This window comes from Methylobacterium sp. Leaf93 (assembly GCF_001422345.1).
GTDB classification, from domain to species: Bacteria; Pseudomonadota; Alphaproteobacteria; order Rhizobiales; family Beijerinckiaceae; genus Methylobacterium; species Methylobacterium bullatum.
In genome coordinates this window covers 248,192-263,733 of the sequence record NZ_LMMS01000027.1, presented here as the reverse complement: position 1 = coordinate 263,733, position 15,542 = coordinate 248,192, and the positions used below count along the sequence as shown (strand labels likewise).

The window sequence follows — 15,542 nt, the reverse complement described above, 5'->3', positions numbered from 1 at the left end:
GTCCTTCGCAAATGACGCTCTCGATGCGGGCCGTTCGATGCGATGAACAAGACGCTGGTCTTCACGTCAGGCGCCGGGCGTGCCTTCTGGAAGCTTCCGGCGGAGGTACAGGAGACGTTGAACCAAAAGCTCTTTCTCTACGGGCTGACCGGCGAAGGTGATGTGAAACGGTTGGTTGGTGTCAATGCCTTGCGACTGCGCGACGGCGAGTACCGGATCGTGTTCGAGGAATCGGCGACGGCTTTGACGATCGTCGCCGTCGGCCATCGGCGTTCGATCTATCGTTGAGAGGAGGCGATGCGTGAAACCGCAAATCCTGACGACTGCGGCGGGCGAGGAACTCGTCGTTCTGGCACGACACGACTACGACGTGCTGCTCGCCCGCCTCGGTGACGAGGAGGCGGAGGATCGCCTTTCGGCCGAGATTGCGATGACGGTGAAAGCGGCGATCGCCGAAGGGACAGAGATTCTGCTGCCCACTTGGCTCACGGATCGGATGGCAGCCGATGGCAGTCCGGTCAGGATCGTGCGCGAGCATTTTGGGCTCTCATCGAGCCGGATGGCGTCCAAGGCCGGCATGACCACAGACCACCTCGCGGATATCGAAGACGGTGGACAAACTCCGTCGCCTGCTATGCTCGATGCGATCTCGCTGGCCGTCGCGCTCGACCCACGCGTACTAAGGGGCCTGTACCACCCTCCGGGTGAAGCAGCTTGAGGCGAAGCTTTCGCGCGGCCGAAAAGACTGGAATTGTAGCAGTACCACTACTCTCGCCCCCGACTTGATTTTGAGGCGCCGCGAAGCGGCCTCGGAAGAGACCTCCAGTTCGCGCCGTGGTGTCTGAAGTCCTTCGCTGGCGCTTCGACGCCTCGCGGTGAGGTCGTGGGATAGGCGGGGGCTACACCAGCCCGGCCTTGTCGGGGTCGCCCCGATGCTGCAAAGCGTCGGCGACTGACAGCGAACCGAGCCGCCCATGCACGACATCCGCGCCATCCGCGAGAATCCGCAAGCGTTCGACGAAGCCCTGCGCCGTCGCGGCCTCGACGCGCTCTCGTCCGAGCTGATCGCCCTCGACGACGCGCGCAAATCCGCCACCTCGGCGGCGCAGGCCAATCAGGAGCGGCGCAACGCGCTGGCCAAGGAGATCGGTGGCGCAAAGAAGGCGAAGGACGAGGCGCGCGCCGCCGAACTCATGGCCGAGGTGGCGCGGCTGAAGGAGGAGGGACCTGCCCTGGAGGCGGCCCAGACGGAAGCCGGCAGGATTCTCGATGACCGTCTCGCGGCGATCCCGAACCGCCCGAATCCGGACGTGCCGGAAGGCGCCGACGAGCACGGCAATGTCGAACACCGCGCCTTCTCCGGCAGCGGCACCAAGCTCGCCACCGGCCGCCAGCATTTCGAACTCGGTGAGGCCTTCGGCCTGATGGATTTTGAGGCGGCCTCACGTATGTCCGGCGCCCGCTTCGTGGTGCTGAAAGGTCAGCTCGCGCGGCTGGAGCGAGCGCTCGGCCAGTTCATGCTCGATCTTCACACCGGCGAGCACGGCTACACCGAAGTGGCGCCGCCGATCCTGGTGCGCGACGAGGCGATGTTCGGCACCGCGCAGTTGCCGAAGTTCCGGGACGACCAGTTCCGGGCCGGAGAGGAGCACTGGCTCATCCCCACGGCCGAAGTTCCCCTCACCAACCTCGTGCGTGAATCGATCCTCTCCGAGGACGAGCTACCCTTACGCTTCACCGCGCTGACCCCGTGCTTCCGCGCCGAGGCCGGCTCGGCCGGGCGCGACACGCGCGGCATGCTGCGCCAGCACCAGTTCAACAAGGTTGAGCTCGTCTCGATCACCACGCCCGATCAATCCGCCAACGAGCACGAGCGGATGCTCGGCTCGGCCGAGGCGATCCTGAAGAAGCTCGACCTGACCTACCGGGTGATGACGCTCTGCACCGGTGACATGGGCTTTGCCAGCCAGAAGACCTACGACATCGAGGTCTGGATGCCAGGGCAGGAGACGTTTCGCGAGATCTCGTCCTGCTCGGTCTGCGGCGACTTCCAGGCGCGGCGGATGAACGCGCGCTACCGCCCGAAGGAGGGCAAGGGCGCACAATTCGTGCATACCCTCAACGGATCGGGCGTCGCGGTCGGCCGCGCCCTCATCGCCGTGATGGAAAATTACCAGAACCCGGACGGCAGCGTCACCATCCCGTCGGTTCTCAAGCCCTACATGGGCGGCATCGAGAAGATCGAAGGGCTCAAGAGCTGATGCGCATCCTGGTGACCAACGACGACGGCATCCACGCGCCGGGCCTCGAAACCCTGGAGGGCATCGCCCGGACACTGTCCGACGATGTCTGGGTCGTGGCACCCGAGAGCGACCAGTCCGGCGTCTCGCACTCCCTGTCGCTCAACGATCCCCTGCGCCTGCGCCAGGTCTCCGAGAAGCGCTTCGCCGTAAAGGGCACGCCCTCCGATTGCGTGATCATGGGCGTGCGCCACATCCTCAAGGACCACGGGCCGGACCTCATCCTGTCCGGGGTCAATCGCGGCCAGAACGTCGCCGAGGACGTGACCTATTCGGGCACCATCGCGGCGGCCATGGAGGGCACCATCCTCAACGTGCGCTCCATCGCTCTGAGCCAGGCCTATGGCGCCGGCGGGCGCGGGGCGATCAAATGGGCCTGCGCCGCCCATCACGGGCCAGGCGTCGTCAAGAAGATCCTGGAGGTTGGAATCGAGCCCGGCATCGTCGTCAACGTCAACTTCCCCGATTGCGAGCCCGAAGAGGTCGTCGGTACCGCCGTGGCCGCGCAGGGGATGCGCAATCAGGCGCTGCTCGCCATCGATGCGCGCCATGACGGACGCGGCAACCCGTATTTCTGGCTCGCCTTCGCCAAGGCGCGGTTCGAGCCCGGCCACGGCACCGACCTGAAGGCCATCGCCGAGAATCGCATCTCGGTGACGCCGCTCCGCCTCGATCTCACCGACGAGCCGACTCTGACGCGCTTCGCCCAGGCCTTCGCCGAGTGAGACGCCTCGGCCTTCGCGCAGCGCAAGCGCGACCGCGCGAAGGCGCCCCTATGCCGGATCGCGGACGTTCCGGGAATCGGACCATCCGCACACAGCCGTGAGACGACGTCCATGACGATGGAAGGCTCGGTCGAAGATGCCGCCTTCGTCATGGCCCTGCGCGGCCTCGGCGTGCGCGACACCGATACCCTGCGGGCAATGGAGCGGGTGCCCCGTGCTCGTTTCGCGCCCCGCGAGCACCGCGATCTCGCCCGGCGGGACGTGGCCCTGCCGCTCGCCTGCGGACAGACCATGTCGGCACCCACCGTTGTCGCCGCGATGCTCACCGCCCTGAAGGTGAAGCCCGGCGCCCGCATCCTCGAGATCGGCACCGGCTCGGGCTACGTCACCGCCCTGCTCATCCGCCTCGGCGCCGCCTCCATCCTGAGCATAGAGCGCTACGCCACCCTGGCGGAGGATGCGGTCTCGGCCCTCGACCCGGAGGATCGGGTGATCGCCCGTGTGGAGGTCGGCGACGGCCTCGATCCCGGCGTTGCGGGGGAGGGGGCGTTCGACCGCATCCTGATCAACGGTACCCTGCCGGCAATGCCCGCCCATCTCGACTCCCTCCTGGCGCCCGGCGGCAGGCTGGTGGGCGCTCTCGCGCAGGCGGGCGGGGCGCGCCTCGTCCTCGCCGAACGGGGCGGGGAGGGCGCCGTCGTTAAAAATCTCGGCGTCCGATTAAGGCTGGCACCCCTCACACCCGGCAGAGCCTTCGTTCTCTAGGCAACAGGCACAGGCCCGGCTCCAGGGGCCCAAATCCTTGATCCATCACGATCTTCTCGCCGGACACAACCGCGGTCGATTTGGAGGGAGCCGGGACGGCCCTGCCAGGAAAGTTCCTTGCACGCCGAAAACGTGGTGAACGGGAACGGTTGTTTAACCTGAATCCCGTTTGAATGACGTCATCAAGTTGCGTCAGGCAAACAGGTGCGTCGATGCGGGTTCGCGGGACTGGTCTAGGGTTGAGGACGCTGTCGCGTTTCGCGCTCATCGGTGTGATCGGCGGCAGTGCCGCCGGATGCTCAACCGATGCGTCACGGTTGGGCGACCCCTTCGGGAACCCCTTCGCCTCCAATGTTTCGAGTGAGCCGAGCGCCACGGGCAGCCTGCCCGATGACGGCGAGATGGCTCCGGCTCCGGCGGTGCGGACCCCCAGGATCCAGTCGCAAGCCCTCGGTGCGCCGATGTCGCCGCGTCCGCTGGCCGCGACGCCGCCCATGGCCACGGGCCGCGTCGCCTCCACGGCGCCGTCCTCCGGGATGGTCTCCGGCATGAATCCCTCGGGGATGAATCCTGCGGGCATGAATCCGGATGCCGGCCGCGGCATGGTCGCGACCCCGCGCACCGTTCCTGCGGCGCCCCCGCCGCGCGTCCCGTTCAATGCGGGGGCCAAGGCCGCGGAGGCCAGGGCCGCCGAGGCGAAGGCCGCGGAAGCGAAGGCTCGTGCCGAGGCTGCCCGCGCCGAGGCCGCGCGCCAGGAGAGCGTCCGTTTGGAAGCCGCCCGCAAGGAATCCGAAGCCCGGACGCTGGCCGCGGCCAAGACCGCCGCCGAGGCCAGGAAGATCGCCGAAGCGAACAAGGCGTCGGAGGCCAAGCGCGCCGCGGAAACCAAGAAGCTGGCGGAGGCCAAGCTCGCGGCCGATGCCAAGCATGCGGCCGAAGCCAGGAAACTCGCGGAGGCCAAGAAGGTCGCTGACGTGAAGAAGGCCGCCGAGGCCAAGAAGCCCGTCGAGGTCGCCAAGGCCGAGGCGCCGAAGGTCGATCCCGCAAAGGCGAAGGCGGAAGCCGCCCGCAAGGCAGCAGACGCCGAGGCCAAGCTCGCCAAGGCCGAAGCCGCCAAGGATGCGGCCAAGAAGGTCGCCGAGGCCAAGGCCGCCGAATTGGCGGCCGCCAAGGCCAAGGCCGCGCCGGTCAAGGTCGCCTCGCTGACGCCCGTGCCCGAGAAGGCCGAGCCCGCCAGCACCGGCTCCGTCGCCCCCACGGCTCCCGCCGCCGAGCCCGACCAGTCGTTCCGCTGGCCCGCCAAGGGCCGGGTGATCTCGGGCTACGGTACCAGCGGCAACGAGGGCATCAACATCTCGGTGCCCGAGGGTACGGCGGTGAAGGCCGCCGAGGACGGCACGGTCGCCTATGCCGGCTCGGACGTGAAGGGCTACGGCAAGCTGGTGCTGGTTCGCCACACCAACGGCTACGTCTCGGCCTACGCCCATAACGGCGAACTCGACGTCCGCCCCGGCGAGAAGGTCAAGCGCGGCCAGACCATCGCCAAGTCCGGCGCCTCGGGCAACGTGACCTCGCCCCAGCTCCACTTCGAGATCCGCAAGGGCGCGACCCCGGTCGACCCGATGCCGCACCTCGCCAGCAATTGAGCGGATTTACCATCCACACGACCAACGGCGGCTCTCAGGAGCCGCCGTTTTCGTTTGTGCGGATCCACCTGATCCCTAACCATCCACCTCAGGACGGGGTCGTGGATGGGAAAAAGGAGCGATCCGCCGTTTCGGCTGGGAGTGCGCGAGACCTCAATCGAGCCGCTGCCCCAGCCGCCCCGCCAGGTCCTGGATGAACTGGAAGGCGGTGCGGCCCGAGCGCGAGCCGCGGGTGGTGGCCCATTCCAGCGCCTCGGCCCGCACCGTATCCGGGTCGGCCTTCAGCCCGTGGCGCTCCACATAGGCGCGGATCATGGCGAGGTACTCGTCCTGGCTGCATTTGTGGAAGCCGAGCCAGAGGCCGAACCGGTCGGAGAGCGAAACCTTCTCCTCCACAGCCTCGCCGGGATTGATCGCGGTAGAGCGCTCGTTCTCCACCATGTCGCGGGCGAGCAGGTGGCGGCGGTTGGAGGTGGCGTAGAACAGCACGTTGTCGGGTCGGCCTTCGATGCCGCCATCGAGGGCCGTCTTGAGCGACTTGTACGATGTGTCGTCGCCATCGAAGGACAGGTCGTCGCAGAACACGATCCAGCGGTGCGCATCGCCGCGCAGGGTCGCCATCAGGTCGGGCAGGGCCTCGATGTCCTCGCGGTGGATCTCCACCAGCTTCATCGGTAACTCGCCCTCCGCCCGCTCCGCGTTGATCCGGGCATGGGCCGCTTTCACCAGGGACGACTTGCCCATGCCGCGCGCGCCCCAGAGCAAGGCGTTGTTGGCGGGCAGGCCTTTGGCGAAGCGCGTGGTGTTGTCCACGAGGATGTCGCGGGCCCGGTCGATGCCGGTCAGCAGATCGATCTCGACCCGGTTGACCTTCGGCACCGGGATCAGACGGCGGTCCGATCCCCAGAGGAAGGCATCCGCCGAATTCAGGTCCAGGGCGGGCTTGGCGGCCGGGGCGGAACGCTCCAGGGCGGCGGCGATCCGCTCGAGGACGGGTAGGATCGCGTCGAGCATCGCCCGGTCGGCAGGTGGGGTCGAGGTCATGGCGTCTCGAAACTCCTTGGATGTGCTGTCGAGCGCGTCCATACGGACAATGCGGCGGAAAATCACGGGTGCGGCATCGGGTGCGGGCCATCCGATCCGCGCATCCTGCGGACGCGCCGTTGCTTTCACCAAGTGCATGGCTATAGTCCGCGCGCTTTTCGACCTGTCCTGACGCGCCCATACCCGCCTGCGCGCGGCTCCCCAGGACCGGCTCAGCCCAAGGAGTCACCCGCTTGATTACCCCCGCCTTCGCGCAAGGGGCCACCGCGGCCGCTGGCGGAGCGGACATCGCCTTGCAGGTGGTGCCGTTCGTCCTCATCTTCGTCATCATGTACTTCCTGATCCTCCGCCCGCAGCAGCGCCGCGTGAAGGAGCATCAGGCCCTCGTGAAGAACGTGCGCCGGGACGACACCATCGTCACCACCGGCGGGCTGGTCGGCCGCGTCACCAAGGTGGCCGACGAGGCCTCCGAGATCGAGGTCGAGATCGCCCCGAACGTCAGGGTGAAGATCGTCCGCACCATGATTTCGGAAGTCCGCGTCAAGGGCGGTCCGGTCAAGGCGGCCTGAGATCCCGGGGCCGTCACACGCGGCGGCCTTGTGCACCGCTTGAAGATGCCGGTGCAAACACCGGCATCGTAAGAAGAAACGGAACGGGCGGATGCTGCGCTTTTCGAGAACCAAGATCGTCGCGACGCTGGCCGTCATCCTCATCGGCCTGAGCCTCGCCGTGCCGAGCTTCTTCTCGGCCGAGCAGCGCAAGGGCTTCATGGCCTCTCTGCCGGGCTGGTTCCCGAGCTGGATCGTGCCCCAGCGTGCCATCGTACTGGGGCTCGATCTCCAGGGCGGCTCGCAGATCCTTCTCGAGATCGACCGGAACGACCTGATCCGCTCCCAGACCACGGGTCTGCGCGACGACGTGCGCCGCACCCTGCGCGAGGCCGGCATCACCCCCGAGGGCGGCATCCAGCTGATTCCGCGGGGCGTCCAGATCCGCATCTCCGATCCGGCCAACCGCGCCAAGGCCCTGCCGAAGCTGCGCGAACTCTCGCAGCCGATCTCCAACGCCATGGTGGCCCAGGCCGGGGGCCAGACCCTCGACGTCGTCGACCGGCCAGACGGCACGATCCAGCTCCTGCTCACCGATGCCGGCCTCACCGACCGCACCCGCCGGGCCGTGACCCAGGCCATCGAGGTCATCCGCCGCCGCATCGATTTCGGCGGCACCAAGGAGCCCTCGATTCAGCAGCAGGGCGCCGACCGCGTCCTCGTCCAGGTCCCCGGCCTGCAGGACCCGCAGCAGCTCGAGGATCAGCTCGGCAAGACCGCCAAGCTCGAATTCCGCATGCTGGCCGATTCGCCCTCCGGCGATGTCGACATGCTCACCAACAAGGACGAAGGCGGCGGCAAGGTACCGGTGGAGCGCCGGGTCATGGCCGATGGCGGCGATCTCACCGACGCGCAGCCGGCTTTCGACCAGCAGAGCCACGAGCCCATGGTGAGCTTCAAGTTCAACCTGAAGGGCGCCCAGCGCTTCGGTCAGGCGACCTCGGAGAATGTCGGCCGCCGCATGGCCATCGTGCTGGATAACGAGGTCGTCTCGGCGCCGCGCATCAACACGCCGATCACCGGCGGCTCGGGCCAGATCACCGGCAACTTCACCGTCAAGCAGGCCAACGACCTCTCGATCCTGCTGCGCGCCGGCGCCCTGCCGGCCAAGCTCACCGTGGTCGAGCGCCGCGTGGTCGGCCCCGGCCTCGGCCGTGACTCGATCAAGGCCGGTCAGAACGCCACCTTAGTCGCCGGCGCCCTCGTCATCATCTTCATGTTCGCGACCTACGGCGTGTTCGGTTTCTTCGCCAACATCGCGCTCCTCGTCCATGTGGGCCTCATCCTCGGCCTGATGTCAGTGCTGGAGGCGACCATGACCTTGCCGGGCATCGCCGGCATCGTGCTCACCATCGGCACGGCGGTGGATTCCAACGTGCTGATCTATGAGCGCGTGCGGGAAGAGGTAAGGGCGGGGCGCTCCATCGTCTCGGCTCTGCAGGCCGGCTTCGACAAGGCCTTCGCCACCATCATCGATTCGAACTCGACCATGGCCATCGCCGCCCTGATCCTGTTCTTCCTCGGCTCCGGCCCGGTGAAGGGCTTCGCCGTGGTGTTCATCCTCGGCATCCTCACCACCGTCATCACGGCGGTGACGCTGACCCGCATGATGATCGCCCTGTGGTACAACTACGCCCGACCCAAGGCCCTGCCGTTCTGACAACCCCTGTCGTTCTGATCCGAACCCCGTTTCCCTGAGTTCAAGACAAGGACGCTTCGCTTCTCATACGATCGGTTGGTCCACCACCCCGTCATCCCGGGGCCGCGCAGCGGAGCCCGGGATCCAGACGCCCAGGTGGTGATCCAGCGTCACGCCGGCGGCGGTTCTGGATTCCGGGCTCGCCTGCGGCGCCCCGGAATGACGGGATGGCGGCGGCACCGATCCGATCGTCCGAGACCGGGTATCGTCCACGAAAGACCGAGACCGAACATGCGTCTGCTCCGCCTCTGGCCCGATGAGTCGCACGTCGACTTCATGCGCTTCCGGCGCTTCACCTTCCCGCTCTCGGCCTTGCTGTCGGTGGGGACGGTGATCCTGTTCCTGACGGTCGGCCTCAATTTCGGCATCGACTTCAAGGGCGGCACCCTGGTGGAGCTGCAGGCGAAATCGAAGACGGCCGACGTGGCCGCCGTGCGCCACACCGCCAACAGCTTCGGCTTCGGCGAGACCGAGGTGCAGGAGCTCGGCGGCGACGGGCAGATCCTCGTCCGCTTCCCGCTCCAGCCCGGGGAGCAGGGCCAGACGGCGGTGATGCAGAAGGCGCACGGCGCCTTCGACGCGGAATACGAATTCCGCCGCACCGAGACGGTGGGGCCGCGCGTCTCCGGCGAACTCGTTCAGTCGGGCACGCTCGGCGTGGTACTGTCGGTGCTCGCGGTGCTCCTCTACCTCTGGTTCCGCTTCGAGCGGGAACTGGCGCTCGGCGCCATCGTCGGCACCCTGCACGACATCGTGCTCACCATCGGCATCTTCGTCATCAGCCGGATCGAGTTCAACATGACCTCGATCGCCGCCATCCTCACCATCGTCGGCTACTCGCTCAACGAGACGGTGGTGGTGTTCGACCGGACCCGCGAGCTGATGCGGCGCTACAAGACCATCCCCACGGTGGAGCTGCTCAACCTGTCGATCAATTCCACCATGTCGCGCACGGTGATGACGGCGACCTCCGCCTTCCTGTCTCTGCTCGCCCTGGTGCTGTTCGGCGGAGAAGCGATTCAGGGCTTCGCCGTGGTAATGCTCGCAGGCGTGGTGATCTGCACCTATTCGGCGATCTTCGTGTCGACCCCGGTCCTGATCTATCTCGGCCTGATGCTGTCGGGCGTGAAGTCGCAGAGCCGTCCCACCGGCGGCCGCGTGCCCCAGGCGGCGGAGTAGAGATGGCGGAGGGCAGCCTGCATGACGGGTTCGTTCCCGGGCGCCACCTCATCGACGCCTATGGCAATAGCGGCTTTCGCTTCGCCGACATGTCGCATCGCGGCTCGATCCTGGTGACGCCGGGGGGCATCAGGGCCTGGGATGTCGTGGAGGCCAAGGCCATCGACCGCAACGCCCTGCGCCCGGTCGTGGCCGAGGCGGGGGCAGTCGAGCTCCTCCTCATCGGCACCGGCCTCGACATCGCGCCGTTTCCGGACAATCTGCGGCGCTGGCTCAAGGACAACGGAATCGGCCTGGACGTGATGCAGACGGGGGCCGCCGCGCGGACCTACAACATCCTCATGGCGGAGAACCGCAAGGTCGCCGCCGCGATGATCGCGGTCGCGTGACGAAGACCGAGACCAGCCCCGGAACGGCCGAACCCCTCGCCTTCGCCTTCTCGCATTGTGAGGCCCTTGTCCGCGAGGGAGACCCGGACCGCTACTTCGCCACTCTCTTCGCGCCGGCAGCCTTCCGGCCGCATCTCTTCGCGCTTGCCGCCTTCAGCCTCACCATCGCCCGCGTGCGCGACGCCGTCACCAACCCGATGGCGGGCGAGATCCGTCTGCAATGGTGGCGCGACGCGCTGCAGGGCGAGGCGAGGGGGGACGTGAAGGCCAACCCGGTAGCCGCCGCGCTGGACGACGCCATCGTCAAGCGCAAGCTCGGGCGCCAGCCCTTCGTCGATCTGATCGATGCCCACGTCTTCGACCTCTACGACGATCCGATGCCACGGGTGAACGATCTCGAAGGTTATTGCGGAGAGACCGCCTCCTCGCTCATCCGCCTCGGCGGCCTTGTGCTCTGCGACGGCGCGGAGCCGGGAGGCGCCGCAGCCGCCGGCCATGCCGGTGTCGCCTATGGCGTCGTCGGATTGCTGAGGGCGCTGCCGTGGCACGCCCGCAACGGGCAGGTCTACCTGCCGGCCGATATCCTCAAGGATCATGGCGTCACCCGCGAAGACATCGTCACGGGACGCGGCGGCCCCGGTCTCCTCGGGGCGACGTCCGATCTGCGGGCCCTGGCCCGGCGCCATCTGAAGGCCTTCGAGGATGCGCGAGCCACCATCGCGCCGGCCGCTCTACCCGCCTTCCTGCCCACCGCCCTGGTGGAACAGAGCCTCGCGATGATGGAGCGGTCGGGCTACGACCCGTTGAACACCGTCATCACCCTCCCGCGCTGGCGGCGGCTGTGGCGGCTCTGGCGCGGATCGCGGAAAGCCTGAAGCTCCTTCTACCCATTCGTCTGAGGCGTCGGGCAAGCGCCCCGCAGGAGCCATCCAGGGATTTCAAAGCTGGCTAGAGAGCTCCTGCGAGGCCCGCTGACGTGGGCACCCCAGTCTGCAATCTTGCCTACGGAATGAAAGAAAAGCCCCCCGACAGTACTCCGTCGGGAGGCCAAGGCTTCAGCGTGCCTTCTTCGTCAGCTTCTCCGCGATCTCGAACATCTCCTGCGGGGCGTAATCCGGGGTGAAGGCCGAAGGGACGCCGGTGAGCTGGTGGATCTTGCCGCCGTCGGGCATGCCCTCGACCACCGACAATTCGCCCGGCGGATCACCCGGCAGAGCCATCTCGCCATTGCCCCAGATGCCGGCCATCTCCGTGTAGTCACCGGGGCTGAAGGTATAGAGCCGGCGGTGCGAGCCCTCCTGCAGGTACTTCTGGCATTCGGGGATCTTGTCGAGGTTGATGTTCGGCGTCGGCAGGAACTTCTCGATCTCGACGCCTGTGATCTTCTTCAGTGCCAGGGCGTAGGCATGGGCGTGGACCGAACCGCGCACGAGAAGGTAGCCGCAGACCTCGCGCCCGGTCGGGTCGGTCAGGGTCTCGTAGACGCGCAGCTTGTGCAGGCGGGCGCCGCATTCGAGATGGAAGTTGTGGAGCAGGTCGACGACCACGTTGCCGGTGGTGGTGATGAAATCGTTGTTCCAGGACGCGCCGTTGCTGTTCACCGGGGTGACGCCACCGCCATTCGACAGGAACGCGGCTGCAAGGCGAATGTCCTTCATGTCCTCGAAGGGCGCACCCGAAATGTCGCCGCCATCTTTCTCGTCGCCATCATTGTCGGGGCCGTTGTTGAGCATGGCGACGCCATTGCTCACCAGCTCCACATGGCCCAGCTCCTCGGCTGTGATCGCGGCAACGAGGCTATAGAACGGGCGTAGTTTAGACTTGCTGCGGAAATTGAAGCTCTGGAACATGTAATTCCCAAGAGTCGACATCTCCCCATATTTACCACCCAGCAGTTCCTGCAGGGCAGCGGCAGCGTTCGGATCTTTCCTTTTGGGTGCGGGCAGTTCGGCTTGCAGCTTATCGACGCGCATGAACATAGGTTGATCTCCGTATCGCTGGCATGGAGGATACCAAGGGGAACGGTCTCCCGACTCTCATGTTCCGAGGCTGCGACAGGTCGCACAGCCGCCTCGCTTCCGTTTCGGAACGGCTCCGCTTGTGTTTCGAAGGAGATGCCTTGCCGTTTCCGGGCGTCTGCGGTCTCGGCGGACAGAAAGCGAAGCACGCGCGCAACATGATCTGAATACAAGATTCTTCGCGTTGAGCCCGCTCCACTGCTCTGCTAGCTACGATGTCAAGGGCCCGGCGAGAGATCGGGCTCACCGAGGAGCGCGACGCCCGTGAATACGTGGAACCAGGTCTACGATCCCTTTGGGAGCCCATGGCTCTCGACGCTTGCGGCATCCCTGCCGGTCATCGCCCTGCTCGGCATGATCGCCAGCGGCAAGGTCAAGGCTCACATCGCCGCCGTCCTCTCTCTGGTCCTGGCGTTCTGCGTCGCCGTCTTCCTGTTCGGCATGCCGGCGGATCTGGCCACCCGCGCCTCCGGCTACGGCATCGCCCTCGGGCTTTTCCCCATCGGCTGGATCATCCTCAACGTCATCTTCCTCTACCGGCTCACGGTGGAGAAGGGTTGGTTCGCCACTCTGCAGCAGTCGGTAGCCGGCATCACCACCGACAGGCGGCTCCAGCTGCTGCTGGTCGCCTTCGCCTTCGGCGCGTTCTTCGAAGGCGCGGGCGGTTTCGGCACCCCCGTGGCGGTCACCGGCGCCATCCTGATCGGCCTCGGCTTCTCGCCGCTGGCCGCCTCGGGCCTGTCGCTCATCGCCAACACCGCCCCGGTGGCCTATGGCGCGCTCGGAGCGCCCATCGCCGGCCTCGCCTCGGTGACCGGCTATGACCCCTACGTTCTCGGCGCCATGATCGGCCGGCAGCTGCCGTTCTTCTCGGTGCTGGTGCCGTTCTGGCTGATCTGCGTGTTCGCGGGTTTCCGCGGGATGCTGCAGATCTGGCCCGCCATCCTCGTCTGCGGCGGTTCGTTCGCGCTTGCCCAGTTCGGCATCTCGAACTACGTCAACCCGTGGATCGTCGACATCGGCGCCGCGCTCGTCTCCATGGGCGCCCTGGTGCTGTTCCTGCGCTTCTGGCGCCCGGCAGTGATCTGGACCTCGCCGGCCCTGCGCGGCAACGATCCGTCCATCGGCTACGTCACCACCGTCGACGGCCCCAAGGCCGCCGCCGCCACCCGCACCGCCACCTCTTCCGAGATCCTGCTGGCCTGGGTGCCGTGGATCATCCTTTCGGTGATCGTGGCGATCTGGGGCACCAAGTTCTTCAAGGACATCGTCGACCCGATCTTCATCTGGAACTATCCGGTGCCGGGCCTGCACAACGTCATCATGAAGGTGCCCCCCGTGGTGGCCACCGCCCATCCGGAGCCTGCCGTCTTCAAGTTCGCCTACATGTCCTACACCGGCACCGGCGTCCTGTTCGCGGCCATCATCTCCGGCCTCCTGATGCGGTTCTCGCCCTGGCGCCTCGTGACCGCCTACATCGAGACCATCTGGGTGCTGCGCTACTCGCTCATCACCATCTCGGCGATGCTGGCGCTCGGCGTGCTCACCCGTTACGCGGGCGTCGATGCCACGTTGGGTCTCGCCTTTGCGGGCACGGGCATCCTCTACCCGTTCTTCGGCACCCTCCTGGGCTGGCTCGGCGTCGCGCTCACGGGCTCCGACACCGCGTCGAACGTCCTGTTCGGCGGCTTGCAGAAAATCACCTCGGAGCAGCTCGGCCTGTCGGGCATCCTCATGGCCTCGGCGAACTCGTCGGGCGGCGTCATGGGCAAGATGATCGACGCCCAGTCAATCGTCGTCGCCTCCACCGCCACCGGCTATTTCGGCCAGGAGAGCAAGATCCTGCGCTTCGTGTTCTGGCACTCGATCGTGCTGGCCTGCCTCGTCGGCGTGCTCGTGATGCTCCAGGCCTACGTCTATCCGTTCAGCGCGATGGTCATCCATCCGTAAGGGTGAACCGATAGGCTGAATCCATGACCCGTCCCGGCGATGCCGGGGCGGGTTTCATTTTTGTCGCGTCGCTCGAGGAAGGAGCGTTCCGGCGAAGAGGGATCTTGCCCTCGTGGCCGCGTGGCTCCACCACGGAATCCATGTTCTTCCGCACGCTCGCCTCGCGCTACTCCCTGTCGAACCTGCCCGCGCAGGCGACAGCACGCCTGCGTCTCGCGCCGCTGGTCCAGGCGGATGCGGAGGCGGTCCAGGCCCTCACCGACGATCAGGCGATCACGGGAGCGGTGGATTTCCTACCCGATCCCTTCACCCTCGATCATGCCCGCCGCCTGATCGGCAGGGGGAAGCCGACGAAGGATTGCTTCCTCGGGGCCAAGGCCGACGGCGTTCTCGTGGCGGTGGTCGGTCTCCACCTGCGCGGCGAGCACGCGGTGGAGCTCGGCTACTGGGTCGGCGGCGCCGCCCGCGGCCAGGGCTACGGCAGCGAGGCGGTGACGGGGGCCATCGCGATCCTGCGCAAGCGCTTCCCCCACCGCTTCATCGTTGCCGAGTGCCGGCCCCAGAACGAAGCCTCGCGCGGCCTCCTTCTCAAGACCGGTTTTCGCGACACCGGCGACGAGGGCCACCGGCCGGGCCGGCGCATCTTCTCGCTGGATCCGGTCTGATTGGATCCACGGCCGCTCGCCGACCGCGCCGGACCAGAGATTCAGCGGCTCCGGCAATCCTTGCCGTACCAGTACCCCGTCCGACCATCGAGCCCGCCGCCAGAGGCCGCGCCGCAAACAGGCAGGCTCTTGTCGCCGATGCGCTGCTGGCTGAGGGACCGGTAGAGGTCAGCCTGCGCCTCGCGTTGGCGATTCTGGACGGCGAGGTCAGCCTGGAGTTGAAGGCTCCTTTCCGCACGGATGCGCTCGCGATTCTGATCGATGTCCATCATGCAGGTCGCGAACCCCTCGGAGCCCGGCGCATATCCGTAGCCGGAGCATCGACCGAGATCAGCTTTCCGCTGCTCCTCGGCCGACATGCAGCCGGAAAGGCCGATCGTACAGACGGCAAACAGGGCCGCGCGACGGCCGAGCCGACTCAAGCGACGCGTGATCGCCCGGGGGCGGCCGGTATCGGGTCGCGGGTCCGTTCGATCCGTTGCGTGAACCGGCGTGACGGGACGGAGTAAGGCTTGGTGAGACATGGCATCCGGAAACGAAAGATGGATTGGCCA

Annotated in this window: 16 protein-coding genes; 13 read left to right on the top strand and 3 right to left on the bottom strand. The window is 66.9% G+C overall.

Translation table 11 applies throughout. The annotated features are described in order from the left end of the window. Positions 1-42 precede the first annotated feature (42 nt). From ASF26_RS17215 to ASF26_RS17190, 6 genes are all read left to right on the top strand, one after another. Positions 43-288, top strand: coding sequence for a hypothetical protein (locus ASF26_RS17215; protein WP_056256576.1), 246 nt, complete (start codon positions 43-45; stop codon positions 286-288). Positions 289-301: 13 nt separating this feature from the next. Beyond that, complete coding sequence (locus tag ASF26_RS17210; RefSeq protein ID WP_056149414.1) at positions 302-718, top strand: helix-turn-helix domain-containing protein; 417 nt, start codon at positions 302-304, stop codon at positions 716-718. A gap of 256 nt (positions 719-974) precedes the next feature. Then, positions 975-2,261, top strand: coding sequence for a serine--tRNA ligase (gene serS, locus ASF26_RS17205; protein WP_056256573.1), 1,287 nt, complete (start codon positions 975-977; stop codon positions 2,259-2,261). Beyond that, entirely contained in the window at positions 2,261-3,025 is a 765-nt protein-coding gene (gene surE / locus ASF26_RS17200; RefSeq protein WP_056256569.1) for a 5'/3'-nucleotidase SurE, read from the top strand. Before serS ends, surE begins: the two co-directional genes overlap by 1 nt. Positions 3,026-3,136: 111 nt before the next feature. Further along, the gene (locus ASF26_RS17195; RefSeq protein ID WP_156463031.1) at positions 3,137-3,790 is read left to right on the top strand and encodes a protein-L-isoaspartate O-methyltransferase; all 654 of its coding nucleotides are present in this window, start codon (positions 3,137-3,139) and stop codon (positions 3,788-3,790) included. 212 nt (positions 3,791-4,002) lie between these two features. Further along, positions 4,003-5,436 carry a M23 family metallopeptidase gene (locus ASF26_RS17190; protein ID WP_056256565.1) on the top strand — a complete coding sequence of 478 codons (1,434 nt, stop codon included), beginning with the start codon at positions 4,003-4,005 and terminating at the stop codon, positions 5,434-5,436. Positions 5,437-5,589: 153 nt separating this feature from the next. Here the strand turns inward: ASF26_RS17190 and ASF26_RS17185 are convergent, their stop codons facing one another. After that, on the bottom strand, positions 5,590-6,480 hold the full coding sequence (locus ASF26_RS17185; protein WP_187273345.1) for an ATP-binding protein: 891 nt from the start codon (positions 6,478-6,480) through the stop codon (positions 5,590-5,592). Between the two features lie 233 nt (positions 6,481-6,713). On the opposite strand from ASF26_RS17185, the gene yajC reads away from it, so the two are divergent. From yajC to ASF26_RS17160, 5 genes are all read left to right on the top strand, one after another. Beyond that, the gene (yajC, locus tag ASF26_RS17180; RefSeq protein WP_056164250.1) at positions 6,714-7,049 is read left to right on the top strand and encodes a preprotein translocase subunit YajC; all 336 of its coding nucleotides are present in this window, start codon (positions 6,714-6,716) and stop codon (positions 7,047-7,049) included. 91 nt (positions 7,050-7,140) lie between these two features. Further along, positions 7,141-8,748, top strand: a complete 1,608-nt coding sequence (gene secD / locus ASF26_RS17175) for a protein translocase subunit SecD (protein WP_056256555.1) — start codon at positions 7,141-7,143, stop codon at positions 8,746-8,748. A 270-nt stretch (positions 8,749-9,018) separates the two neighbouring features. Further along, complete coding sequence (secF, locus tag ASF26_RS17170; protein ID WP_018043530.1) at positions 9,019-9,966, top strand: protein translocase subunit SecF; 948 nt, start codon at positions 9,019-9,021, stop codon at positions 9,964-9,966. A 2-nt stretch (positions 9,967-9,968) separates the two neighbouring features. Continuing rightward, on the top strand, positions 9,969-10,355 hold the full coding sequence (locus ASF26_RS17165) for an MTH938/NDUFAF3 family protein (protein ID WP_056256550.1): 387 nt from the start codon (positions 9,969-9,971) through the stop codon (positions 10,353-10,355). Next, complete coding sequence (locus ASF26_RS17160) at positions 10,352-11,230, top strand: phytoene/squalene synthase family protein (protein WP_056256544.1); 879 nt, start codon at positions 10,352-10,354, stop codon at positions 11,228-11,230. The genes ASF26_RS17165 and ASF26_RS17160 overlap by 4 nt, the downstream gene beginning before the upstream one ends. 180 nt (positions 11,231-11,410) lie before the next feature. On the opposite strand, the gene ASF26_RS17155 is transcribed toward ASF26_RS17160, so the two are convergent. Then, positions 11,411-12,334: a manganese catalase family protein gene (locus ASF26_RS17155; RefSeq protein WP_026175884.1), complete on the bottom strand. Its 924-nt coding sequence runs from the start codon at positions 12,332-12,334 to the stop codon at positions 11,411-11,413. Between the two features lie 303 nt (positions 12,335-12,637). Here ASF26_RS17155 and ASF26_RS17145 point away from each other — a divergent pair, with 303 nt between their 5' ends. Together ASF26_RS17145 and ASF26_RS17140 are read left to right on the top strand one after the other, a co-directional pair. Beyond that, positions 12,638-14,323, top strand: a complete 1,686-nt coding sequence (locus tag ASF26_RS17145; RefSeq protein WP_056256536.1) for an L-lactate permease — start codon at positions 12,638-12,640, stop codon at positions 14,321-14,323. 140 nt (positions 14,324-14,463) lie between these two features. Beyond that, the gene (locus ASF26_RS17140; protein WP_056256976.1) at positions 14,464-14,988 is read left to right on the top strand and encodes a GNAT family N-acetyltransferase; all 525 of its coding nucleotides are present in this window, start codon (positions 14,464-14,466) and stop codon (positions 14,986-14,988) included. Between the two features lie 41 nt (positions 14,989-15,029). Here the strand turns inward: ASF26_RS17140 and ASF26_RS17135 are convergent, their stop codons facing one another. Then, complete coding sequence (locus tag ASF26_RS17135; RefSeq protein WP_156463030.1) at positions 15,030-15,260, bottom strand: hypothetical protein; 231 nt, start codon at positions 15,258-15,260, stop codon at positions 15,030-15,032. Positions 15,261-15,542: the final 282 nt, after the last annotated feature.

Bases quoted from the DNA above. Each gene is read 5' to 3' on its own strand.
- ASF26_RS17190 (WP_056256565.1), top strand. From the start codon at position 4,003: ATGCGGGTTCGCGGGACTGGTCTAGGGTTGAGGACGCTGTCGCGTTTC.
- ASF26_RS17195 (WP_156463031.1), top strand. From the start codon at position 3,137: ATGACGATGGAAGGCTCGGTCGAAGATGCCGCCTTCGTCATGGCCCTG.
- secD (WP_056256555.1), top strand. From the start codon at position 7,141: ATGCTGCGCTTTTCGAGAACCAAGATCGTCGCGACGCTGGCCGTCATC.
- ASF26_RS17140 (WP_056256976.1), top strand. From the start codon at position 14,464: ATGTTCTTCCGCACGCTCGCCTCGCGCTACTCCCTGTCGAACCTGCCC.
- serS (WP_056256573.1), top strand. From the start codon at position 975: ATGCACGACATCCGCGCCATCCGCGAGAATCCGCAAGCGTTCGACGAA.
- surE (WP_056256569.1), top strand. From the start codon at position 2,261: ATGCGCATCCTGGTGACCAACGACGACGGCATCCACGCGCCGGGCCTC.
- ASF26_RS17185 (WP_187273345.1), bottom strand. From the start codon at position 6,480: ATGACCTCGACCCCACCTGCCGACCGGGCGATGCTCGACGCGATCCTA.
- ASF26_RS17215 (WP_056256576.1), top strand. From the start codon at position 43: ATGAACAAGACGCTGGTCTTCACGTCAGGCGCCGGGCGTGCCTTCTGG.
- secF (WP_018043530.1), top strand. From the start codon at position 9,019: ATGCGTCTGCTCCGCCTCTGGCCCGATGAGTCGCACGTCGACTTCATG.
- ASF26_RS17135 (WP_156463030.1), bottom strand. From the start codon at position 15,260: ATGATGGACATCGATCAGAATCGCGAGCGCATCCGTGCGGAAAGGAGC.
- ASF26_RS17155 (WP_026175884.1), bottom strand. From the start codon at position 12,334: ATGTTCATGCGCGTCGATAAGCTGCAAGCCGAACTGCCCGCACCCAAA.
- ASF26_RS17165 (WP_056256550.1), top strand. From the start codon at position 9,969: ATGGCGGAGGGCAGCCTGCATGACGGGTTCGTTCCCGGGCGCCACCTC.